The sequence below is a fragment of the Xanthomonas cannabis genome (assembly GCF_040616535.1).
In the GTDB taxonomy this organism is placed as follows: domain Bacteria; phylum Pseudomonadota; class Gammaproteobacteria; order Xanthomonadales; family Xanthomonadaceae; genus Xanthomonas; species Xanthomonas cannabis.
In genome coordinates this window covers 2,935,875-2,957,611 of record NZ_CP136580.1, presented here as the reverse complement: position 1 = coordinate 2,957,611, position 21,737 = coordinate 2,935,875, and the positions used below count along the sequence as shown (strand labels likewise).

Sequence of the window (21,737 nt, the reverse complement as noted above, 5' to 3'; positions counted from 1 at the left end):
ATGTCATCTTCTCCCACACCGCCAACGCCGCCGCAGCGCAGCCTCGGCTCGCGTGCTGCGGGCGGAGCGGCGGTGACCATGCTGGGCCAGTCGGCCAAGATGGTCGTGCAATTCGGTGGCATCATCCTGCTGGCGCGCCTGCTGACCCCGTACGACTACGGCCTGATGGCGATGGTGACCGCCATCGTCGGTGCGGCGGAAATCCTGCGCGACTTCGGCCTGTCGGCCGCCGCTGTGCAGGCCAAGCACGTCAGCCGCGAGCAACGCGACAACCTGTTCTGGATCAACAGCGGCATCGGGTTGACGTTGTCGGTGCTGGTGTTCGCCTCGGCGCACCTGATCGCCAACTTCTACAAGGAGCCGGCGCTGGTCACCATCTCCCAGGCGCTGGCGGTGACGTTCCTGATCAACGGCATGACCACCCAATACCGCGCGCACCTGAGCCGTGGGCTGCGCTTCGGGCAGGTGGCGCTGAGCGATGTGGGGTCGCAGGTGCTGGGCCTGCTGGCTGCGGTAGCTGCAGCGTTGCTTGGCTGGGGTTACTGGGCGCTGGTGGTGCAGCAGGTGGTGCAGGCGGTGGTGAACCTCGTCATTGCCGCGAGCTGCGCACGCTGGTTGCCCGGCGGCTATCAGCGCAGCGCGCCGATGCGCGACTTCATGAGCTTCGGCTGGAACCTGATGGCGGCGCAGCTGCTGGGATACGCCAGCCGCAACGTGGGCCAGGTGATCATCGGCTGGCGCACCGGCCCGGACGCGCTGGGTTTGTACAACCGCGCGTTCCAGCTGTTGATGATGCCGTTGAACCAGATCAATGCGCCGGCCACCAGCGTGGCGTTGCCGGTGCTGTCGCAGTTGCAGGACGACCGCGAACGTTTCAGCGCGTTCCTGCTGCGCGGGCAGACGGTGATGGTGCATCTGATCGTGGCGCTGTTTTCGTTCGCCTGTGCGCTGGCGATGCCGCTGATCGTGCTCGTGCTGGGCGAGCAGTGGCGCGAGGCGGTGCCGCTGTTCCAGGTGCTCACGCTTGGCGGCATCTTCCAGACCGCGTCCTACGCCACGTACTGGGTGTTCCTGGCCAGGGGATTGATGCGGCAACAACTGGTGTATTCGCTGGTCAGCCGCATCGTGTTGATCGCCTGCATCTTCGTCGGCTCGCGCTGGGGTGCGATGGGCGTGGCGATCGGGTATTCGTTCGGTCTGCTGGTGACCTGGCCGCTTTCATTGATCTGGGTTGGCAGGATTTCCGATACGCCGGTCGCTGCGTTGTTCACCAATGCGGTACGCGCAATGGCGGCATACGGTATCGCCGGTGTCAGCGCCTACTACGCCTCGGTGACGGTCGGTGGCCCGCTGTGGGAGCAACTGGCAGTCGGCGCAGCCGTGATGGCCGCGGTGTGCCTGCTGATGCTTGGCATCTGGCCGGCATTCCGTCGCGATGTGATCTCCATCGTCAATATCCGCAAGTTGCTGACGCAGGCCAAGGCACGTCGATGAGATCGACATCGTCTTCGCCCGCGCTCGGTCATGCTTTTCCCCACTCATTCATAGGACACGGCCCATGAGCGCTACACCCGCCGCCGCTGCCGGCATTCGCCGGCCTTGCTATCTGGTCTTGTCCGCCCACGATTACCGCACCCCGCGCCGCGCCAACATCCACTTCATCACCGACCAGCTGGCGCAGCGCGGCACGACGCGGTTTTTTTCGCTGCGTTACAGCCGCCTGTCGCGGATGAAGGGTGACATGCGCCTGCCGCTGGACGACACCGCCAACACGGTGGTCTCGCACAAGGGGGTCGAGTGCTATCTGTGGCGCACGACGGTGCACCCGTTCAATACCCGGCGGGCATGGCTGCGCGCGGTGGAAGACGCGATGTTCCGCTGGTATGCCGCGCATCCGCCGCGTCAGCTGCTGGACTGGATGCGCGAGGCCGACGTCATCGTGTTCGAAAGCGGAATTGCGGTGGCCTTCATCGAGCTCGCCAAGCGCATCAACCCGGCGGCCAAGCTGGTGTATCGCGCATCCGACGGCCTGAGCACGATCAACGTTGCCTCCTACATCGAGCGCGAGTTCGACCGCGTCGCACCGACGCTGGATGTGATTGCGCTGGTGTCGCCGGCCATGGCCGAGGAGATCGCCAGCCGCGACAACGTCTATCACGTCGGGCACGGTGTGGATCACAACCTGGATCAGTTGGGCGACCCATCGCCGTACGGGGAGGGCATCCATGCCGTGGCGGTCGGGTCGATGTTGTTCGATCCTGAATTTTTCGTGGTGGCCAGCAAGGCATTCCCGCAGGTCACCTTCCACGTGATCGGTTCGGGCATGGGGCGGCATCCCGGCTATGGCGATAACGTCGTCGTTTATGGTGAAATGAAGCACGTCGAGACGATTGGCTACATCAAGCATGCGCGGTTCGGCATCGCGCCCTACGCCTCGGAACAGGTGCCGGTGTATCTGGCCGACAGCTCGATGAAGCTGCTGCAGTACGACTTCTTCGGTTTGCCGGCGGTCTGCCCGAATGCGGTTGTCGGGCCGTATCAGCAGTCCCGCTTCGGCTATACGCCGGGCAATGCCGAGTCGATCGTTTCCGCAATCAGTCAGGCGCTGGAAGCGCCGCACGTGCGTTACCGTCAGTGCCTGAACTGGTCTGACACCACCGATCGCGTGCTGGACCCGGCCGCGTACCCGGAAACCCGCTTGTATCCGCAGCACACCGGCGCAGCCGCGCGTGCATCTTCGGAGGCCGCGCTCTCGCATTGATGCGGCGCACCTCACCCGTTCGAGTTCAGGAGACCCTTTGTCATGGCCAACGCTTTGCTGCAGAAATGGATAGAACATGCAGAACGTCGTGCATTGTTCTGGTGGCAGCCGAAAAACGCTGGCGTCAACATGGGGGACCACCTGTCCAAGGTGATCGTGTCCTGCGTGCTTTCGCTGCAGGACAAGACGCTGATCGAAAAGCGTGACCTCAGCAAGAAGCTCATCGCGATCGGGTCGGTGCTGCATTTTGCCAAGGACGGCGATACCGTCTGGGGCAGCGGGATCAACGGCAAGATTCCTGCCGAGCGCAATACCTTCAGCACGCTCGATGTGCGTGCGGTGCGCGGGCCCAAGACGCGCCAGTTCCTGCTGGACCGTGGCATCGCGGTGCCGGAAGTCTACGGCGACCCAGGGCTGCTGACGCCGATGTTCTTCCCGGCCGAAGCGCTCGGTGCGGTGGAAAAACGTCCGTTTGCGATCGTTCCGCACTTCAACGAGCCGGTCGAAAAATACAGCGCGTACGCGGACCATCTGGTGTTTCCGAACGTCAAGCCGGCAACCTTCATGAGCCAGCTGCTGGGCGCCGAACTGGTGGTCAGCAGTTCGTTGCACGGCTTGATCCTGGCCGAGGCATACGGCATTCCGGCCGTGTATCTGGACTGGGGCAACGGCGAAGATCGCTTCAAGTACGACGATTACTACTACGGCACCGGGCGCACCCAGTGGCACTCGGGCAACAACGTGGAAGAGTGCCTGGCGCTGGGCGGCAACGGCAGCTTCGATCTGGAAAAACTGCAGGCCGGCTTGCTGGCCGCATTCCCTTACGACCTTTGGTGATTCGATGATGCAGGGCCAGCGCGTGGACAGGGACACAACGAGCGGCGCCGCCGCCGGCACTCCGGCCGGAGTGGTGATTCCGCTGGGTGGGTTTCCGGTGTTGTCCACCACCCAGGAAGCGTTCGCGCTGGACCTGTTTCACGCGTTGGCTGCACAGCAGCCGCGCCGGGTCTTTTTTGCCAACACCAACTTTGTCGTGCAGTGCCAGGCGCTGCGGATGCGCATGCGCGAGCCCGGCGTGCGCATCGTCAACGATGGCATCGGGATGGATCTGGCGGCGCGGATGATTCATGGCCGCCGGTTCGCCGGCAATCTCAATGGCACCGATCTGATTCCGTATCTGTGCCGGGAGAGCGCGCAGCCGCTCAAGTTCTTCCTGCTGGGCGGCCGGCCCGGGGTCGGCAAGATCGCCGCTGCCACCTTGACCGGTACGCTGGGGCAGCAGGTGGTGGGCATGTGCGACGGTTACGGCGAGTTTGCCGCTGCCGGCGAGGGCCTGGCCGAGCGCATCAATCGCTCGGGTGCGGACGTGCTGCTGGTGGCCTTCGGCAACCCGTTGCAGGAGCGCTGGATCCTCGACCATAGTCACGCGCTGCGGGTGCCGCTGGTGTTCGGTGTGGGCGCGCTGCTGGACTTTTTGTCCGGCACCGCCAAGCGGGCACCGGACTGGGTCCGTCGCCTGCATATGGAATGGATGTACCGCCTGCTCAACGAGCCGCGCCGGCTGCTCAAGCGCTATAGCTGGGATCTGCTGGTGTTCTTCCGTACCTGTCTGCGCGCGGGCAAGCATCTGCCGTGATGCGCAGACGCGGCGGCTGGCCTAGCATGCGTGCATGCATCCCACTGCCGCCGCGCTGATCCGATCGCTCGCATTGTCACCCCACCCGGAAGGCGGGCACTTCCGGCGCGTCTACGCCTCTGCGCGCCAGGTCAGCGACAACGGCGTCGCGCGCCCGGCGCTGACTGCGATCCGTTTCCTGCTCACTGCCGGCCAATGCAGCGCTTGGCACCGCGTGGATGCGGAAGAAAGCTGGCATTGGCAGCAGGGCGATGCGCTGGAACTGCTGGTCTACGACGAACGCGACGGGCAACTGCGGCGGTTGATCCTGGACGCGGCCGAACGCGGCGAGCCGATGCATGTGGTTCCTGCGGGCTGTTGGCAGGCGGCGAGCTCGCTGGGTGACTTCACCCTGGTGGGGTGCACGGTGTCGCCGGGATTCATGTGGGACGGCTTCGCGCTGCTCGACCAGGCGTCTCCCCTGGCAGCGCATCTGGCGACGCTGGCGACGCGCTAGCGGTGCTGCCGATGCTCGGCCGAACGCTTCCCTAACGCAGTGGTCGCAGGCTTGGCGTAATGTCCGCCGCAAACAGGGGGCGACCACGTGATGCGACACAGGGCAGTGGGATGGGGCGCCGGCTTGCTGCTGGTGTCGATGCTGGCGACCGCCAGCGGTCTGGCGATACAGGACGCGGCCGCGCCGCCCCCGGTGGTCGACCTGGAGGCGCTCGTTGTCCGCGGGGTCCAGCCCGGGCCGGGCCTGTGGAAGGTACGCAAGGGCGAGCACGTGTTGTGGATCCTGGGCACGCAGTCGCCGTTGCCCAAACGCCTGCAATGGCAATCGTCGGAAGTGGCCACCATCATCGGCCAGTCGCAGCAGGTGCTGATGGCGCCGACGGTGCAGGTCGACGCGGACATGGGCTTTTTCGGCAAGCTCACCTTGCTGCCATCGGCAATGCAGGCGATGAAGAACGAGGACGGCCGCGAGCTGCGCGAGGTCCTGCCGCCCGACCTGTACGCGCGATGGAAGGTGGCCAAGGCCCGCTACATCGGCAGCGATCGTGGCGTGGAACGCAAACGCCCGATGCTGGCCGCCGGCGAGCTGTACCAGGCGGCGCTGAAGCGTTCGGGCCTGGCCCGCTCGCCGGTGATCTGGTCGGTGGTGGAACGCGCCGCCAAGCGCGCCGGCATCAAGCCCACTCCCACGGCGCTGGACTACAAGATCACCGACCCGCGCCAGGCACTGAAGGAGTTTCGCGCCGGCAGCCTGGACGATATCGTTTGTTTCCGCAGCATCCTGGTGACGGTGGAGCGCGACCTGCCCACCATGGTCGAGCGCGCCAATGCCTGGTCGGTAGGCGATATCGAGGCATTGCGCCAGCTGCCGCGCGAAGATCCGCAGGCGGCGTGCATGCGCGCGATGGCCAGTTCCGATGCGGCCAGGAAACGCGGCATCGACGATCTCGAACGGCGCATGCGCGAGCATTGGCTCGCGATCGCCACCACGGCGCTGCAACGCAATCGCAGCACCTTCGCGGTGCTGCCGATCAGCCGCCTGACGGCCCCGGATGGATACCTGGACCGGTTGCAGGCGCTCGGGTATGCGGTGGAGGCGCCTTGAGCGCCTGACGCGGCAATGGGCGTGCAGGTGCACGGCACCGTTACGCACGCAGTGCATGCCGGAGTTCGCCCGCGATGCCGGACACGCAAGGCTTGCAGCCCGTGCCAGCAGGACGTGCCTGGGAGCGGTGCCGCACTGCGGTGTGGAATGACACTGCGGAGGAACGGGCATCTCGCCATCCGGGACGGTTAGGCCGACCGTTCCAGCCAAGGTATGCTGCGCGCCTTCTTCGCCGAGAGCTCCGTGTTGAACGCATTGCCGCTGCGCATTCTGGGCACCGGACGCCACGTCCCGGCCAGGCAGGTGACCTCGCAGGCGCTGGACGAGCGCTGGCAATTGCCGGCGGGAACCACTCTTGCCCGGCTGGGTGTCGCCACGCGTCACTACGTGGGCAAGGGCGAGACGGCATCTTCGATGGGCGCCGCTGCCGCGCAGCAGGCACTGGCAAACGCCGGCATCGATGCCGCTGAGGTGGATTGCCTGATCTCGGCCTGCAGCGTGATGGAGCAGCCGATTCCCTGCCAGGCGGTCTTGATCCAGCGTGCATTGGGGCTGGGCGATTCCGGCATTCCGGCATTCGATGTCAACGCGACCTGCCTGAGCTTTCTGGTGGCACTGGACACGGCGGCCAATGCGCTGGCGCTTGGCCGCTATCGACGCGTGCTGATCGTCTCCAGCGAAGTGGCATCGGCCGGCCTGGACGATACGGTGCCGGCCACTGCCGGGCTGTTTGGCGATGGCGCCGCTGCGGTGGTGGTCGGGCGCAGCAGCGCAGACCACGGCTCGGCACTGCTGTCCAGCCGGCTGTCCAGCTACGGCAGCGGTGCGGACCTGTGCCGCATCCGCGGCGGCGGCACTCGCGCACCACAGGGCGACGACGACGTACGCGCTGCCTCACGCCTGTTCTGGATGGACGGCCGCGGCGCCTATCGGTTTGCAGCGCGCCATCTGCCCGCATTCTGGGACCAGTTGCTGCGCGAGGCCGGCACCAGCACGGCGCAGCTGCGCTGTCTGGTGCCGCATCAGGCCTCCGGCGGTGGGCTGGATCATGTCGTGCTGACGCTGGGGCTGCGCAGCGAGCAGGTCGTGCGCATCCTGCACGACACCGGCAACCAGGTGGCTGCCTCGCTCCCGCATGCCTTGCATCACGCATGTGTGGACCGGCAGCTGCAACGCGGCGACGTGTTCGCACTGCTCGGTACCGGCGCCGGCCTGGCGATCGGTGGCATGGTGTTGCGGTACTGATGGCCACGCGCGTGTCCATCGCGCTGTTGCGTGTCGGCCACTGCCGTCATTGCGAGCGCATGGTGCGTGCGGATGGCCACTGGCATGCGGTGGAGTTCCCCGCGTTGAGCGTGTTGATCCGGCATCCGCAGCGCGGAGCGCTGCTCTACGACACCGGCTATGCCGCGCATTTTTTCGATGCCACCGATCCCTGGCCGGAGCGTGTGTATCGCTGGACGACACCGGTGACCCTGCCCACGCACGAGACCCTGGGCGCGCAACTCGCGCGGCGCGGCGTGCAGCTGGAGGACATTGCCTGGTGCCTGATTTCGCATTTCCATGCCGACCATGTCGGCGGTCTGCGCGACCTGCCGAATGCGCGCTTCATCTGCCTGCGTGGCGATTACCAACAGCTGCGCAGCTGTTCGCGCCTGGGCGGCTTGCGACGTGCCTTGCTGCCGCAGCTGCTGCCAGACGACTTCGATCGGCGCTTGCAGTTTGCCGAGCAGGCGCCGCAGCACGCGCTGAGTGGCGCCTGGCAGGGGCTGGGGGCTGCCTATGATCTGTTCGAGGACGGCAGCGTGCTGGCGGTGCCGCTGCCCGGGCATGTCCCGGGGCAAATGGGCCTGTGGCTGCGCGATGCGCATGACCGGCAGGTACTGCTGTGCGCAGATGCGGTGTGGTCCCACGCAACCTTGGCCACCCTGCAGTGGCCGGCGTGGCCGACGCGCTTGCTGATGCACGACTGGCGCGCCTTCCAGCGCACCGTGCATCACCTGCATGGCCTGGCGCAGGCGCACCCGGAGCTGACCATCCTGCCGTCGCACTGCCAACCCAGTCTTGACCGTTACCAGCCGGAGTGGCGATGACGCTGCGCATTCTCGTGACCGGCGCGTCTGGTTTTGTCGGCGGCGCCTTCCTGCGCCGGTTCCAGGGGCAGCCCGGGCTGGAGATCCATGGCATCGGTCGACGTGCCAGCGATCTGCCCAACTACCATCGCATCGACCTGAGTCGACCGTTCTCGCTGGAGTGGCAACCGGACGTGGTGATCCACGCGGCGGCGCTGGCCTCGCCCTGGGGGACGCGCGCGCAGTTCCAGCTGCACAACGTGCAGGCCACCGCCAATGTCATCGACTTCTGCAAGCAACACGGCTGCCCGCGTCTGCTGTACGTGTCCTCCAGTTCGGTGTTCTACCGGGAAGCGCATCAATACGATCTGGACGAACACAGTCCGATCGGCCCGCACTTCGTCAATACCTACGCGCAGACCAAATACCTGGGCGAAACCCTGCTGGAGCGCTATCCGGGCCAGGCGTCGGTGCTGCGTCCGCGAGCGGTGTTCGGGCCGGGCGACACGGTGCTGTTTCCGCGCGTGATCGCCGCCGCACGCAAGGGCGCGCTGCCGCGCTTCATCGGGCAGACCCAGCCGGTGATCGGCGATCTGATCTACATCGATACGCTCTGCGATTACCTCTATCGCGCGGCCACGGCGCCGCAGTTGCAGCGGTCCTACAACCTCACCAACGCGCAGCCGGTGGATGTGCAGCAGCTGTTGCTGGAGGTACTGGCGCGGCTGCGTCTCCCCATGCCGCAACGCCAGGTCCGTATCGGCACTGCGCTGCGCATGGCCAGCGTGGTCGAAGGTCTCTACCGCGTGCTGCGCTTACGTGGCGAGCCGCCGATCACCCGGTTTGGCGTGGGCGTCTTTGCCTATTCCAAGACCTTCAATCCACACCGCATGCTGGCCGATCTGGGCCCGCCCAGTGTTGATCTGGACGCAGGCATCGAGGCATTCGTGCGCTGGCAGGCTGCCCAGTGGGCCTAGCCACGCTCGCCCTGGCTGCCGCGTATCTGGGCCTGCTGCTGATCAAGTCTGCAGCCGCGTTGCGGGTCATGCGCGGCGCGCACCCCGGCCTGGCTGGCGGTATCGCCGCAACGCAGGCCGAGGTGGCCGTGCTGCAACCGATTCTCGGCGGTGATGCGCACCTGCAGGAGGTGCTGGCGTCCAACCTGCGGGCACTGCCACGGGCGCAGTTCGTGTGGTTGCTGGATGCAGACGAAATCGCAGGCAACACGGTGGCCGATGCGCTGATCGCCCGGTTTCCACAGGTGCGGATTGCCCGCATGCTGGTGCCGCCGGCGCCACCGGGCATCAACCCCAAGGCCTGGAAACTGCAGCACGCCTTGCCGGGCGTGCATGCGCCGATCAGCCTGATCCTGGACGATGACGCGCACCTTGGCAGCCACGCCCTGACGCAGGTGTTGCACGACCTCACCCATGCCGACGTCGTGACCGCGTTGCCGTATTACCGCGACAGCGACACGCTGGCGGGGCGCCTGCTCTCGCAATTCGTCAACAACAATGCAGCGCTCACCTACCTGGGCTGGCTGCCGTTTGCGGCGCCGGTGACACTCAATGGCATGTGCTATGCCGCGCGGACTGCGCAGCTGCGTGCCTGGGGCGGCTTTGCCGCACTGCTGGACCAGCTGACCGACGATCTTGCCGTCGCGTCGCTGGTGCGCGAACGGGGAGGGCGCCTGTGGCAATCCACCGCGCCGGTGGAGATGCGCACCGCACTGCCGGACCTGGCGAGCTATGCACGCCAGATGCACCGGTGGATGCTGTTCGGGTTGATCCTGCTGCGGCAGCAACCCGTGCGCGTGCGTGGGGCCATCGTGTTGCTGCAAGGATTGCCGCCGGTCGTGCTGCTGGCCATGTTGCTGTGTGCGTGCATGCCGCCCGCCTGGCCGGGGGCAGCCATTGTGGTTGCCACCCTGCTGCTCCGCGCATTGCTGCTGTGCGCCGTGCAATGGCGCGTGACCGGTGCGCTGCGCCACCGTCCGCTGCTGTCGGTGTGCGCGGAGTGTCTGCAGCCGCTGCACCTGCTGCATGCTGCAGGGGTGCGCACCATCCGCTGGCGCACCCGCCGCTACCGCGTACTCGCGAACGGTCGCTTTCGTGCCGAATGAGCGCCCCTTGCTGCAGATCGCGTTCCTGACCGGGCAGAGCGACCGGGCACGCTGCGCCTTGAGCGCGGAGCAGCAGCAGTTTCTGCAGGCGTTGCAGGGTGCGGGCCGCCGGCTGATCGACTGCAATTACCCGTATCGCCCAGACAGCGCGCCGCATCGGCGCACCCCGCTGTGGCGCGCGAGCCTGTCCAACGCGCGCCAGTATCTGGGCGCGCGCGCCGGGCGCGTCGCATCTGCCGATCGCGCGCGCGTGGCTGCGTTGCTGCAGCACAGCCCGATGACCGTGCTGCTGGCCGGCAGTTGCGGCTTGCAGTTGTTGACGGCCCTGCAGTTGCCGCAGTCGGCGCGTGCGCGCCTGGCCGTGTTCGCCTATGGGCCGGTCTGCCGCGCGCCTGGCGCGTTCGGGCAGGTCCGCGTGGTGCAGGGGCGCGGAGATTGGATCTCGCGCGCGCTGTTCGATGGTGCGGTGGCGCACGCGCCGCGCTGTGGCCACATGGACTATCTGCGCAGCGTGAGCGTGCTGGCCAGCTGCCAGGCCTTCGTTGCCGAGGTCGAGCAGCGCTTGCGGAGCAGCCTGCATGCGGATTGATCTCGTCGCCCCGCCGTACAGTGGCCACCTGCATCCGATCCTGGCCATTGCGCGCCAGCTGACGCCTGACCACGATGTGCGCGTCATCAGTACGCCGGCGGCGCAGGCGCGCATTGCGGCGTGCGGGCTGCGCGCGGTCAGCGTGCTGGACGCGCAGGCCGATCGGGTGTTGCTGGACATTGCCAACCCACCGCATGCGGTAGGCCATCATCCGTTGCGCCTGCGCCGGCAGCTGCACGCCGCGCTCGGCCTGATGGCGCAGCTGGGCGATGCGCTGAAGACGGACTGGCGCGCACGACGGCCGGATCTGGTGATCGCCGATTTCACCCTGCCCAGCGCCGGGCTGGCCGCGCAGGCGATGGGCATCGCGTGGTGGACCAGCATGCCGTCGCCGTGCGTGATCGAAGCCGGCGACGGGCCGCCGGCCTACTTCGGTGGGCTGCGACCGGCCACCACCCTGCGCCAGCGCATGTGGCATGCGCTGGCACGGCGGCTGACGCGCGGCTTCAAGCGCAGCTTGCATGCCTGCTATCGCCGCCAGATGCGCGCGTGCGGGCTGCCGGCGCTGTACCGCCGCGACCGCAGCGAGGCGGTGTATTCGCCGCAGTGCATCCTGGCCCTGGGCGTACCCGCGTTCGAGTTCGCCCAGCGCTGGCCCACCGCCTTGCGCTTTGTAGGGCCACAACTGTGCACGCCGCCGTCCGAGGTGGCGCCTCCCGGCTTCGTCGACGGGCGCCGGCATGTGCTGGTGACGCTGGGCACGCATCTGCAGTGGGTCAAACAGCGCATGGACGAGGTACTGCGCGCGCTGGCGCCGCGGTTCCCCGAGGTGATCTTTCATTTCAGCGATGGCGATACGGCCGCGCCGCAGCAGCAGGGGCAGGGCAATTATCAGCGGCTGCCGTACGTGGATTACGCGCAGCATCTGCCGCGGTACGCGCTGGTCGTCCACCACGGCGGTGCCGGCATCCTCTACGCCTGTCTGGCAGCGGGGCTGCCTGCGATTGTGTATCCGCTGGACTACGACCAGTTCGACCACGCCGCGCGTCTGCAGGCCGCCGGTGCGGCAATCTGGCTGCGCAATCTGGATGAGCTGCCGGCGCGACTGGATGACGCCCTTGCCGCGACCGAGCCGCCGTGCGGCGTACGTCGCCTGCAGGCGGAGCTGCAGGCGATCCACGCGCAGCAGCGCGTCGTGCAGCTGGTGCAAGCGTTCGCAGGTACCGGCGCGCTACTGCAGGAGTGATGCCACCGCGCCAGCGCCGCCCGCGGCGGCATGGTGGCGTGCAGGGGGCACAGTCTGGCCGCGTCCATTGACGCCCAGGCAAGCCCCCGCGTGTGGACTAGGGACAGAACGCGCGTCACAGGCGGGCCCGGTCAGTGCTGCCCCGGCGTTCCCCATGCGCCAGCCCAACCTCGCGGGACGCCGGTTGAAATCAACCCGCCGCTGCGTTCAATGGCGGCGTGTGGGTCGTCATCAGTTGCGGCCAGCGCTTGAGCACCGCGGCGCGGATGCCGGCCTGGTCGATCCCGGCTTCGGCCAGCAGGTCTTCGCGGCTGGCGTGATGCTGGAAGCTGTCCGGCAGGCCCAGCTGCAGCATCGGCATGGTTACGCCCTCGGCATTGAGCAACTCGGACACACCCGAGCCCGCACCGCCGGCAACGACATTGTCTTCGATGGTGACGAAGCCATCGTGTGTCCTGGCCAGCTCCAGCAGCATGGTCTTGTCGAGCGGTTTGACGAAGCGCATGTTGACCACGGTCAGGCCAAGTTCGCGGCCGACCGCTTCTGCGGCTTCCACGGTCACGCCAAAGCCCAGCAGCGCAATGTGCGACCCGCTATGACGCAGCTGCGCCTTGCCGATGGGCAGGGTGGCCAGCGAGGCGTCCAGCGCCACGCCGGGGCCGGTGCCGCGCGGGTAGCGCACTGCGGCCGGGCCTTCGTAACGCACGCCGGTGCTCAGCATCTGCCGGCATTCGGCTTCGTCGGCCGGTGCCATGACCACCATGTGCGGCACGCAGCGCAGGAAGCTCAGATCCAGGTTTCCGGCATGAGTGGCGCCATCCGGGCCGACCACGCCGCCCCGGTCGATCGCAAACAGCACGTCCAGCTGCTGCACCGCCACGTCGTGCACCAGCTGGTCGTAGCCGCGCTGCAGGAAGGTGGAATAGATCGCCACCACCGGTTTGGCGCCTTGCGTGGCCATGCCGGCGGCCAGCGTCACCGCGTGTTGCTCGGCGATCGCGACGTCGAAATAGCGCTGCGGGTATTCCTTGCTGAAACGCACCAGGCCGGAGCCTTCGCGCATCGCCGGGGTGATGACCAGCAGCTTGGGCTCGGCCGCCGCCATGTCGCAGACCCAGTCGCTGAACACGTCGGTATAGGTCGGCTTCCTGGCGCCGGCCTTGGCCACCAGGCCCTTGCTCGGGTCGAACGGGCCCACGGCGTGATAGCCGATCTGGTCGCCTTCGGCCAGCTCGTAGCCCTTGCCCTTGGTGGTGATGACGTGCAGCAGCTGCGGGCCCTTGAGGGTCTTGAGCGTCTTGAGCGCGCTGACCAGGCTGGGCAGGTCGTGGCCGTCGATCGGGCCGGTGTAATGGAAGCCCATTTCCTCGAACAGGGTGGACGGCACGAACATGCCCTTCCAGTGCTCCTCCCAGCGCCGCACGAAGCGCGCGGTGGGATTGTTCTTCTTGTCGCCGAGGATCTTCTTGCCGCCCTCGCGGATGGCGTTGAGGGTACGGCTGCCGCTGGCACGGCCCAGCATCTTGGTCAGCCCGCCCACCGCCTCGGAGATCGACATGCGGTTGTCGTTGAGGACCACCAGCAGGTTCGGCTCCGGGTCCATCCCGCCGGCGTGGTTGAGCGCCTCGTAGACCATGCCGGCGGTCATGGCGCCATCGCCGATCACGGCGACCACCTTGCGGTCGTCGCCGTTGCGCTGCGCGGCGATCGCCATGCCCAGCGCGGCCGAGATCGAGGTGGACGAATGGCCGACACCAAAGGTGTCGTAGATGCTCTCTTCGCGCTTGGGAAACGGCGCCACGCCATCCTTCTGCTTGACCGTGTGGATCTGGTCGCGACGGCCGGTGAGGATCTTGTGCGGGTAGGTTTGGTGCCCGACGTCCCACACCAGCTGATCGACCGGCGTCTGATACAGGTAGTGCAGGGCCACGGTGAGTTCGATCACGCCCAGGCCGGCGGCGAAGTGCCCGCCGCTCTTGCCCACCGATTCGATGAGATAGGCACGCAGCTCGTCGGCGATCGCCGCAAGATCGGCCTCGTCGAAGCTGCGCAGGTCGTCGGGGGTCTGGATGCGGGACAGGCGCGGGTAGCGGGTGGAGTCGATCATCATCGTGTCAATCTTCTGAAACCACATTGTCCTCCCCAGGCGAAGGCCCGGCAAGCAAACCGGTTCAGCTGTCAGCCGGCGGTAATGGTCGAGCGCGCCGTCGTGAGCGCTTTGCAGTGGGGTCGGTGGCGCACGCGGCCAGTGCTCCTGCCGCGATCGCCATGGCGCTTGCGCCGTTGCCGTCCCTGCAATGCATCGACGCGTGCGCCGTCAGGCACCGGTGAACTACAGCGACAGCTTCGAGCGTTTGGGCAGCTGCGCACGCAGGAAGGCCATCTGATCCGACAGGATATTGCGGTTGGACAGGATCAGGTGCTCGATCCAGCTCGGCCGGTACGGCACCGCCAGCAGCGGCATGTGCGCCTGCTGCGGCGTGCGGTTGGCCTTGCGCGAGTTGCACTGGAAACACGCGGTGACCACGTTCTCCCAGGTATCGCGCCCGCCCTTGGAGACCGGCATGACATGGTCGCGGGTGAGGTGCGGGCGGCTGAAGTGCTGGCCGCAGTACATGCACAGTTGCGAGTCGCGCGCGAACAGGGCGGTATTGCTGAGCGTCGGGGTCGGGTCCAGCGCACGCGAGCGGGCGTGGCCGCGTGCGGCGATGATCGGGTGCAGCTCCAGTGTGCTGCGCTCGCCGGTCAGCCGCGATATGCCGCCGTGGATCTGCATGCAGGGCTCGCCCAGCGTCCAGGACACCGCATCGCGTGCATACAGGCAGGCAGCGTCCTGCCAGTTGATCCAGTCCAGCACCCGGCCGTGCGCATCGAGCGACAGCAGGCGCAAGCTGGGAAGTGGCTGGATCGCAGCGACAGCGCTGCCCGCGACCGGGGCAGAGGCGCCTCCGGGGAAGATCACATCACCTACGTGCGTGTCTGTCTCCATCGGGAAAACAGCTTATACCCGATCGTTGACAGTTTGTGTATCGCGGCGAACGGCGTTGGCGCGTGTCTTGCAATCAGGGTCAGCACGTCCCGCGCAGCCGCCCCGGCCGCGATGCCGCCGCGCTGCGCCACCAATGTTCGGACCCGTTGCAGGCCTCACTTAGCCATAGGAACTCACTCGGGCGCGACTTCTTGCCGATCGGTGCCGCCTCATCGCGGCCAGGTCCGCTCCTACGACAGCGGCGGAATCTTGCGGTGTTGCCGTAGGAGCGCACCCGGGCGCGACGTCTTGCCGATTGGTACCGCCTCGTCGCGGCCAGGTCCGCTCCTACGACAGCGGCGGAATTCTGCGATGTTGCCGTAGGAGCGCACCCGGGCGCGACGTCTTGCCGATTGGTACCGCCTCGTCGCGGCCAGGTCCGCTCCTACGACAGCGGCGGAATTCTGCGATGTTGCCGTAGGAGCGCACCTGGGCGCGACGTCTTGCCGATCGGTAGTGCCTCATCGCGGCCAGGTCCGCTCCTACGACAGCGGCGGAACCTTGCGATGTTGCCGTAGGAGCGCACCCGGGCGCGACGTCTTGCCGATCGGTAATGCCTCATCGCGGCCAGGTCCGCTTCTACGACAGCGGCGGAATCTTGCGATGTTGCCGTAGGAGCGCACCCGGGCGCGACGTCTTGCCGATCGGTAATGCCTCATCGCGGCCAGGTCCGCTTCTACGACAGCGGCGGAATCTTGCGATGTTGCCGTAGGAGCGCACCCGGGCGCGACGTCTTGCCGATCGGTACCACCTCGTCGCGGCCAGGTCCGCTCCTACGGCCGCGGCAGCCCGCCGCGATGATGGCGCTTGCTCAGCCTTCGCCGAACAGCTCCGCGTCCAACGTCATCAACGGCGCGGCGCCGCTGCGGATGGTGGCGGCGTGGGTCAAGGTGCGCGGCAGGATGCGGGCGAAGTAGAAACGCGCGGTCTCGCGCTTGGCGCGCTTGAACTCCTCGCCATGGGCCGACGCGTCGGCCGCGGCAACGCTGCGCGCCCACCAATACGCCAGCACCACGTAGCCGGAATAAAACAGGTAGTCGTAGCTGGCCGCGCCCAGCTCGTCGGGGTTGCGCGCGGCACGATCGAGCACGTCGCGGGTCAGCATGGCCCATTCGCTGGCCTTGTCGCGCAGCGGCTTGATGAACTCGGCCAGTGCCGCGTCGCCTTCCTGCGCATTGGCGAAGGTTTCCAGATCAGCCAGGAACAGCTTCAGGCCGGCAGCCTGGCTGGCGGCGGTCTTGCGGCCGATCAGGTCCAGCGCCTGGATGCCGGTGGTGCCTTCGTAGATGGTGGTGATGCGCGCGTCGCGCGCCAGCTGCTCCATGCCGTATTCGCGGATGTAGCCGTGGCCGCCGAAGCACTGCAGCGCGTGGTAGGTGTTTTCGATCGACCACTCGGTCTGGCAGGCCTTGGAGATCGGGGTGAGAAAGCTCACCAGGGTTTCGGCGTCGGCACGCTCCTGGTCGGTGCTGCCGCGGTGGGCCACGTCGACCAGGCTGGCGGCGTGCAGGGCCAGCAGGCGGCTGCCTTCGGTCAGCGACTTGATGGTCAGCAGCATGCGGCGCACGTCCGGATGCACGATGATCGGGTCGGCCGGCTTGTCGGGAAGTTTGGCGCCACTGAGCGCGCGCGACTGCAGGCGCTCGCGGGTGTAGCGCAGGGCGTTCTGATAAGCGCGCTCGGACAGCCCGATGCCTTGCAGGCCCACGCTCAGGCGCGCGGTGTTCATCATGGTAAACATGGCCTGCAGGCCCTTGTGCGGCTGCCCGACCAGGTAGCCCTGGGCGCCTTCGAAGTTCATCACGCAGGTCACCGAGCCCTTGATGCCCATCTTGTGTTCGATGGAGCCGCAATGCAGCGCGTTGCGCTCGCCAACCGTGCCGTCACGGGCCACCTTGAACTTGGGCGTGACGAACAGCGAGATGCCCTTGGCGCCGGCCGGTGCGTCCGGCAGCTTGGCCAGCACCAGATGCACGATGTTGTCGGTGAGGTCGTGCTCGCCGGCGGTGATGAAGATCTTGGTGCCGGTGATGGCGTAGCTGCCGTCGGCATTGGGTTCGGCGCGGGTCTTGAGCAGGCCCAGGTCGGTGCCGCAATGCGGCTCGGTCAGGCACATGGTGCCGGTCCAGCGGCCGTCGATCAGCGGCTTGAGAAAGACCTCCTGCTGCCAGGCCTCGCCATGCTGGCGCAGCGCTTCGGTGGCGCCGTGCGACAGCAGCGGGAAGTTGCCCCAGGCCAGGTTGGCCGAGTTGATCATCTCGTTCAGCGGCACACCCAGCAGATGCGGCATGCCTTGGCCGCCAAACTCCGGCTCGGCGGTCAGGCCATTCCAGCCGCTGTCCACGAACTGGTCGTAGGCGGCGCGGAAGCCGGGCGGGGTGGTCACCGCATGGGTGCTCTTGTCGAAGGCGCAGCCGATTTCGTCACCCACGCTATTGAGCGGCGCCAGCACTTGCGAGGTGAAGCGGCCGGCCTCTTCGAGCACGGCGTCGATGATGTCGGTGCTGGCCTCGGTGTAGCCGAGGCGGGCGAACAGCGCTTCGGCGCCGAGCACGTCGTGCAGGGCGAAGCGGAAATCGGTCAGCGGGGCGGCGTAGCTGCTCATGCGGGATCCTTGAAGCGGGTGCGGGAGGGCGTGCGCGTCAGCGCAGCACGCCGTTGAGGCCGGGGGCCGGGCTGAGCGTGTTGCGCGATTCCACCGCGAACTCGCGTTGTTTCTTGTCCTGTGGAGTGGCCCAGACGGTGCCCTTGAGCGTGTACGGCAGCGAACGGCCACCGGCCAGCACGTCGGCCACGGTGATCCGCCCCAGCGAGGTGGGCTGCACGGTGACGGTGACGATATCGGCGGTTTCCGGGCCGATGGACATGCCGACCGTCTGGTCGAGCTTGCCGGCCACCTGCTCGCCGGCAGAGATCTCCAGTGCCACGCGCTCGAACTGCATCGGGATGCTGCTGTAGTTCTGCAGGCGCAGGTCGACCGACCAGCTGCCATCGGCGCGGACGGTGAGCTGCTGGATGCTGGCGGCCGGCTCGGACACGCGGCGCACCGCGCCGCCGCAAGCGCTCAACAGCAGGCCACAGGCCAGCGACACGATCAGGAGGCGGGAGGCACGACGCATGTAAGGGGGTCCTTGGCGGCTGAGGCGGCGCCAAGAATACTACGCAGTACGGACGCCGCCTTGTCGCCGATGCCAGCCCCGCCCGGGAGCGGGGTGCCCGGCTCACAGCACGGGCGCGGCCACGATCAGCGGCGACAGGTCGTAGCCCATCTGCGTGGCACGGGCCTTGAGCTGCTCGAACTGCGCGCGCGGCATCTGTGGCGAGCGCGACAGGATCCAGAGATAGTTGCGTTCCGGCTCGCCGACCAGCGCCCATTGATAGTCCGGGTCGAGCGCGATCACCCAATAGTCGGCCCAGACCAGCGGCAGCCAGCTCAGCCATTCGGGCGCAAAGCGAACCTGCAACTGCCCCGGGTGGCCGTCGACCGGTCGCGCCACGCCATCGGCCTGGGTCAGGCTGCCATCGGCGGCGCGGCAGCCATTGCGCACGCCGATCAATCCATCGTCGCGCAAGGTGTAGCTGGCGGTGATATCGCTGCGGCACTTTTTCTGAAACGACACCGGTAGATGCGCGATCTCATGCCACTGCCCCGCGTAGCGCGAGATATCCAGCTGCGGGACCGCGCGCACCGGTTGCTGCGCAGACGCAGCCAGTGGTAGCAGGGCGAGGCACGACCACAGCAGGCAAGACAGGCGCATGACGATCTCCGATGGACGCGCGCAGGCTAGGCGATGCGCCTCCCTGCGCGGCGTGAACCGGTGCAAGAAATCAGGCGGCGACGCCACGCTGCAACAAAGTTGGTCACAACGCTTGCCCAAACTGCGCCTGCTCGCTATGATGCGCCTCCTCGCAACGCAGGCATCGCGTTGCAGGTAGTGGCCGAGTAGCTCAGTTGGTAGAGCAGGGGATTGAAAATCCCCGTGTCGGCGGTTCGATTCCGTCCTCGGCCACCATTTTCAAGCCTGCGTTCGCAAGGCTTTCCGTTTAGATACGGATCCGTCGTCTTCCTCTCGTTGCACGTTACGTTGTCCCAACCCGGGGCGATTGCGCTAACGCGTGCGTTTTCATGCGTGCCGGATATCGGCGCCGCGCTGGCATCGACGCTGTGGCGCGGTGGCAATGCTGCTCCGCTGTCCAGATCGTCCGGCTGCAGCTGCTGTTGCGCATCGTGCGGATGTTGCAGCGGGTTTCCACGTCATCTTCAACCTGGCGCGGCAATACTCTGCGCATGACGCACAAGACCCTTCGACGCACCTTGATCCATGGCTACTGCGGTGAATTCCGCGTGGAGACCATGGAAAGTCAGGCGCCGGGCGACACCCGCTGGCTGTCGACCGCGTTCGTCTATCACCGCGACCGTGCGGCGCCGGTGGCCACCATCGAAGGCGCCGGCGAAGGCGAGTATCGCGGTGATGCGCGCGAACAAGCATTGCGGGTGGGATCGTGCCTGGCGGATTTTCTGGACCCGAAGGAATACCGGGCGGGCCCGGCCGAAGCGGATTAGCGGATCGCCGGTTGGTGCAGGTGCCTGGTGCGCTCCCGGCGCGGCGCCGCGCCGACGCGCCATCAAAGCAGCGCCACGCAGTGCAGATGGGTGTGCAGGCCTTTGCGCAGGATGCGATAACTGTCGCGATCGAAGTCTCCCGGCGCCGATTTGAGCTTGCGCGCGGCGGCCAACGAGGCGGTGCTGCCCAGGTAATGCCAGTCGCGCAGCACGTGGTACTGGGTCAGATGCGGGCCCTGTTCCTTCACCGCCACGGCGCCGGGAAAGGGCCAGACGGCCTGTTCGAGGTGCCCTAGCGCGTCGCGCAGACGTTCCTCGTGGTCGCCCAGCGTTTCCGCGCCATGGCAGGCGCCGGCGCAGCGTTTGAGCATGGCGCGGAAGCATGGCCGGCCGGCAGCGACGCTCTCCAGCCCCAGCAGCCCGTAGCAAAGGCGGTCGCGATCGGCCAGCCGCCGTAGTGCCTCCTTGGCGGCGCGCGGGCTCGAGTACAGCCCGTACAGCCACGGTGTCAGCGCGGGGTCGCTCTCGGCCGAATGCTCGATGGACACCTCGCCGCGATACAGCCGGATCGAAAACTGGCGCGGCACGCGGCGCAGCTTCTGGTTATACAGCGGCCGCATCGATTTGATCAGTTGCGACTCGAGCAGTTGCGCGCCCAGATCGCCGGCCATTTCGATCACGCTCACCCGGCGCGTCTGACGCAGCAGCGCGGCTTCGCGTGGAGTACGGAAATGATCCATCACCCGTCCGCGCAGATTGATGCTCTTGCCGATGTACAGCGGCAGTCCGTCGTCTTGCCCGTGGAAGAGATACACGCCTGGCGTGGCAGGCAGGGTTTCCAGCGTGCTGCGCAGATGCTCGGGGTAGGTGTAGTCCACCGGGCTCAGGCCGCGCCGGGTGCGCTCACTCCGGGCCATGGGGCGACCGGGTCTGCAGTGAGGGGCAATCGCCGGCGTGCTTGGGTCGACGCGGACATGCCGATCGATGTGTGGTGTCTGCGATCGCGCTGATGCGCGATGCAGGTGCGCCCGTGCCGGGGCGGCATCGTGGCCGGGTGGTGTGTGTCATCGGGCGCGAGCGTGCCAACCCGCCGTCTCATCCGATGAGACTCGGCCGATGTCGATGCCGATACCGATGCAATCAACACCGCGCTACTTAGCGATTGTTGCCGCCACCACTAACCTGACCACCCTTCTTGCCGGCTTCGCGTGCCTGTTCGGAGCTGAACTCGTGCGCGTTGCCGCTTTCATGAGCCGCCTGGCCGCCCTGGGCCGGCGGCGAGGCATCCATGTTGCGGCGATAGACGAACAGGCGCGGCGCCTTGGCTGCCTGTGCCGGGGCCTGGCGTTCGCCGGCGATCAACGAGAATCCAATCTCGGCCAACATGCGCGAGAGCGCGTTGGCGTTGCCGCGGCCCGGATCGCTGATCACGATCTCGCATGCGGGTTTGGCCAGGGCGGGGATCAGCTTGGCCAGCATGGTGGCGTGGCGGGTTTCATAGAGCACATCGCTGGCGATGATCATGTCGAACTGCCCGATGGTCGGCGCGCCGGTGTTCCAGTCGAGCCGGCGATACGGCACCGCGTCCAGCCCGTTGAGCGCAGCGTTGTAGGCCAGGAACACTTCCGCCAGCGGATGGTGGTCGCTGGCCACCACGTCGGCGCCGCGCCGGCGCAGCACCAGGCTCGCCAGCCCCAGCCCGCAGCCGAGCTCGAGAATGCGCCTGCCCTTGATCGGACGGGTGGCCATCGCCTCGGCCAGCAATTGGCCTGCCGGCCACACCTGGCCGAACAGGCTCCACTGCGCCGAGGAAATGCCGGCGTCGGCAGCGGCCTGGTCCGGGTCGGCGTATTGCTGCTTGTCCGCCAAGGCGCGGATGACGTAGGTCTGCTGCCCGAAGGTCAGTTCGTGAATCTGGGTCTGGTAGCCCGACATGGTGGCATCGCATGGGTGGCCAGGCATCAGCACCGGCAGGGAAGACGCACGCGCGACGCCGCCGCAGTGGCGGAGCGAAGGCGCAGGAGCTGCAGACAGCCCGCGCATGCTACGGCAAAACGGCGCGCACGCGATCGCGTGGGTCTGCGTGGGAGGGCAGGGCCGCTGCCGGAGTGCACGGCCA

At 67.1% G+C, this 21,737-nt stretch carries 20 protein-coding genes and 1 tRNA gene; 14 read left to right on the top strand and 7 right to left on the bottom strand.

The annotated features are described in order from the left end of the window. The 12 genes from RZV17_RS12590 to RZV17_RS12535 all read left to right on the top strand — a co-directional run bounded on the left by RZV17_RS12590 (nt 1) and on the right by RZV17_RS12535 (nt 12,026). On the top strand, nt 1-1,494 hold the full coding sequence (locus tag RZV17_RS12590; RefSeq protein WP_146093227.1) for a lipopolysaccharide biosynthesis protein: 1,494 nt from the start codon (nt 1-3) through the stop codon (nt 1,492-1,494). A 64-nt stretch (nt 1,495-1,558) separates the two neighbouring features. Next, the gene (locus tag RZV17_RS12585; RefSeq protein ID WP_166745124.1) at nt 1,559-2,761 is read left to right on the top strand and encodes a glycosyltransferase; all 1,203 of its coding nucleotides are present in this window, start codon (nt 1,559-1,561) and stop codon (nt 2,759-2,761) included. 42 nt (nt 2,762-2,803) lie between these two features. Then, on the top strand, nt 2,804-3,598 hold the full coding sequence (locus RZV17_RS12580; RefSeq protein ID WP_039563864.1) for a polysaccharide pyruvyl transferase family protein: 795 nt from the start codon (nt 2,804-2,806) through the stop codon (nt 3,596-3,598). 4 nt (nt 3,599-3,602) lie between these two features. Continuing rightward, nucleotides 3,603-4,397: a WecB/TagA/CpsF family glycosyltransferase gene (locus RZV17_RS12575; protein ID WP_355603880.1), complete on the top strand. Its 795-nt coding sequence runs from the start codon at nt 3,603-3,605 to the stop codon at nt 4,395-4,397. Between the two features lie 34 nt (nt 4,398-4,431). Continuing rightward, nucleotides 4,432-4,893: a cupin domain-containing protein gene (locus tag RZV17_RS12570; protein WP_355603877.1), complete on the top strand. Its 462-nt coding sequence runs from the start codon at nt 4,432-4,434 to the stop codon at nt 4,891-4,893. 90 nt (nt 4,894-4,983) lie between these two features. Continuing rightward, on the top strand, nt 4,984-5,997 hold the full coding sequence (locus tag RZV17_RS12565) for a TraB/GumN family protein (RefSeq protein WP_355603874.1): 1,014 nt from the start codon (nt 4,984-4,986) through the stop codon (nt 5,995-5,997). 213 nt (nt 5,998-6,210) lie between these two features. Further along, complete coding sequence (locus RZV17_RS12560; protein WP_355603871.1) at nt 6,211-7,242, top strand: 3-oxoacyl-[acyl-carrier-protein] synthase III C-terminal domain-containing protein; 1,032 nt, start codon at nt 6,211-6,213, stop codon at nt 7,240-7,242. Then, a complete protein-coding gene (locus RZV17_RS12555; protein ID WP_355603867.1) occupies nt 7,242-8,090 on the top strand; it encodes an MBL fold metallo-hydrolase in 849 nt (282 codons plus the stop codon). The genes RZV17_RS12560 and RZV17_RS12555 overlap by 1 nt, the downstream gene beginning before the upstream one ends. After that, the gene (locus tag RZV17_RS12550; RefSeq protein ID WP_355603864.1) at nt 8,087-9,046 is read left to right on the top strand and encodes an NAD(P)-dependent oxidoreductase; all 960 of its coding nucleotides are present in this window, start codon (nt 8,087-8,089) and stop codon (nt 9,044-9,046) included. Before RZV17_RS12555 ends, RZV17_RS12550 begins: the two co-directional genes overlap by 4 nt. Further along, nucleotides 9,037-10,191: a glycosyltransferase gene (locus RZV17_RS12545; protein WP_355603861.1), complete on the top strand. Its 1,155-nt coding sequence runs from the start codon at nt 9,037-9,039 to the stop codon at nt 10,189-10,191. The genes RZV17_RS12550 and RZV17_RS12545 overlap by 10 nt, the downstream gene beginning before the upstream one ends. A gap of 7 nt (nt 10,192-10,198) precedes the next feature. Continuing rightward, the gene (locus tag RZV17_RS12540) at nt 10,199-10,780 is read left to right on the top strand and encodes a hypothetical protein (RefSeq protein ID WP_355603858.1); all 582 of its coding nucleotides are present in this window, start codon (nt 10,199-10,201) and stop codon (nt 10,778-10,780) included. Next, nucleotides 10,770-12,026, top strand: coding sequence for a glycosyltransferase (locus tag RZV17_RS12535; RefSeq protein ID WP_355603855.1), 1,257 nt, complete (start codon nt 10,770-10,772; stop codon nt 12,024-12,026). Before RZV17_RS12540 ends, RZV17_RS12535 begins: the two co-directional genes overlap by 11 nt. A 190-nt stretch (nt 12,027-12,216) precedes the next feature. On the opposite strand, the gene dxs is transcribed toward RZV17_RS12535, so the two are convergent. The 5 genes from dxs to RZV17_RS12510 all read right to left on the bottom strand — a co-directional run bounded on the left by dxs (nt 12,217) and on the right by RZV17_RS12510 (nt 18,812). After that, the gene (gene dxs / locus RZV17_RS12530) at nt 12,217-14,133 is read right to left on the bottom strand and encodes a 1-deoxy-D-xylulose-5-phosphate synthase (RefSeq protein WP_355609342.1); all 1,917 of its coding nucleotides are present in this window, start codon (nt 14,131-14,133) and stop codon (nt 12,217-12,219) included. A gap of 225 nt (nt 14,134-14,358) precedes the next feature. Further along, nucleotides 14,359-15,015, bottom strand: a complete 657-nt coding sequence (locus RZV17_RS12525) for an HNH endonuclease (protein WP_039410890.1) — start codon at nt 15,013-15,015, stop codon at nt 14,359-14,361. 850 nt (nt 15,016-15,865) lie between these two features. Then, a complete protein-coding gene (locus tag RZV17_RS12520) occupies nt 15,866-17,659 on the bottom strand; it encodes an acyl-CoA dehydrogenase C-terminal domain-containing protein (protein ID WP_355603852.1) in 1,794 nt (597 codons plus the stop codon). Between the two features lie 37 nt (nt 17,660-17,696). Continuing rightward, the gene (locus RZV17_RS12515; RefSeq protein ID WP_355603849.1) at nt 17,697-18,173 is read right to left on the bottom strand and encodes an LEA type 2 family protein; all 477 of its coding nucleotides are present in this window, start codon (nt 18,171-18,173) and stop codon (nt 17,697-17,699) included. Nucleotides 18,174-18,275: 102 nt separating this feature from the next. Continuing rightward, the gene (locus RZV17_RS12510) at nt 18,276-18,812 is read right to left on the bottom strand and encodes a lipocalin family protein (RefSeq protein WP_047695225.1); all 537 of its coding nucleotides are present in this window, start codon (nt 18,810-18,812) and stop codon (nt 18,276-18,278) included. Between the two features lie 179 nt (nt 18,813-18,991). Between RZV17_RS12510 and RZV17_RS12505 the strand changes: the two genes are divergently transcribed. Continuing rightward, nucleotides 18,992-19,067, top strand: a tRNA-Phe gene (locus RZV17_RS12505). 275 nt (nt 19,068-19,342) lie between these two features. Further along, the gene (locus tag RZV17_RS12500) at nt 19,343-19,618 is read left to right on the top strand and encodes a hypothetical protein (RefSeq protein WP_047695224.1); all 276 of its coding nucleotides are present in this window, start codon (nt 19,343-19,345) and stop codon (nt 19,616-19,618) included. 62 nt (nt 19,619-19,680) lie between these two features. Here RZV17_RS12500 and cho read toward each other — a convergent pair whose 3' ends face one another. After that, entirely contained in the window at nt 19,681-20,535 is an 855-nt protein-coding gene (gene cho, locus RZV17_RS12495; protein ID WP_166745117.1) for an excinuclease Cho, read from the bottom strand. 238 nt (nt 20,536-20,773) lie between these two features. Further along, nucleotides 20,774-21,553, bottom strand: a complete 780-nt coding sequence (locus RZV17_RS12490; protein ID WP_355603845.1) for a methyltransferase domain-containing protein — start codon at nt 21,551-21,553, stop codon at nt 20,774-20,776. Between the last annotated feature and the right edge of the window lie 184 nt (nt 21,554-21,737).

Coding starts and splice junctions, on each gene's coding strand:
- RZV17_RS12590 (WP_146093227.1), top strand. CDS start 1: ATGTCATCTTCTCCCACACCGCCAACGCCGCCGCAGCGCAGCCTCGGC.
- RZV17_RS12585 (WP_166745124.1), top strand. CDS start 1,559: ATGAGCGCTACACCCGCCGCCGCTGCCGGCATTCGCCGGCCTTGCTAT.
- RZV17_RS12580 (WP_039563864.1), top strand. CDS start 2,804: ATGGCCAACGCTTTGCTGCAGAAATGGATAGAACATGCAGAACGTCGT.
- RZV17_RS12575 (WP_355603880.1), top strand. CDS start 3,603: ATGATGCAGGGCCAGCGCGTGGACAGGGACACAACGAGCGGCGCCGCC.
- RZV17_RS12570 (WP_355603877.1), top strand. CDS start 4,432: ATGCATCCCACTGCCGCCGCGCTGATCCGATCGCTCGCATTGTCACCC.
- RZV17_RS12565 (WP_355603874.1), top strand. CDS start 4,984: ATGCGACACAGGGCAGTGGGATGGGGCGCCGGCTTGCTGCTGGTGTCG.
- RZV17_RS12560 (WP_355603871.1), top strand. CDS start 6,211: ATGCTGCGCGCCTTCTTCGCCGAGAGCTCCGTGTTGAACGCATTGCCG.
- RZV17_RS12555 (WP_355603867.1), top strand. CDS start 7,242: ATGGCCACGCGCGTGTCCATCGCGCTGTTGCGTGTCGGCCACTGCCGT.
- RZV17_RS12550 (WP_355603864.1), top strand. CDS start 8,087: ATGACGCTGCGCATTCTCGTGACCGGCGCGTCTGGTTTTGTCGGCGGC.
- RZV17_RS12535 (WP_355603855.1), top strand. CDS start 10,770: ATGCGGATTGATCTCGTCGCCCCGCCGTACAGTGGCCACCTGCATCCG.
- dxs (WP_355609342.1), bottom strand. CDS start 14,133: ATGATCGACTCCACCCGCTACCCGCGCCTGTCCCGCATCCAGACCCCC.
- RZV17_RS12525 (WP_039410890.1), bottom strand. CDS start 15,015: ATGGAGACAGACACGCACGTAGGTGATGTGATCTTCCCCGGAGGCGCC.
- RZV17_RS12520 (WP_355603852.1), bottom strand. CDS start 17,659: ATGAGCAGCTACGCCGCCCCGCTGACCGATTTCCGCTTCGCCCTGCAC.
- RZV17_RS12515 (WP_355603849.1), bottom strand. CDS start 18,173: ATGCGTCGTGCCTCCCGCCTCCTGATCGTGTCGCTGGCCTGTGGCCTG.
- RZV17_RS12510 (WP_047695225.1), bottom strand. CDS start 18,812: ATGCGCCTGTCTTGCCTGCTGTGGTCGTGCCTCGCCCTGCTACCACTG.
- RZV17_RS12500 (WP_047695224.1), top strand. CDS start 19,343: ATGACGCACAAGACCCTTCGACGCACCTTGATCCATGGCTACTGCGGT.
- cho (WP_166745117.1), bottom strand. CDS start 20,535: ATGGCCCGGAGTGAGCGCACCCGGCGCGGCCTGAGCCCGGTGGACTAC.
- RZV17_RS12490 (WP_355603845.1), bottom strand. CDS start 21,553: ATGTCGGGCTACCAGACCCAGATTCACGAACTGACCTTCGGGCAGCAG.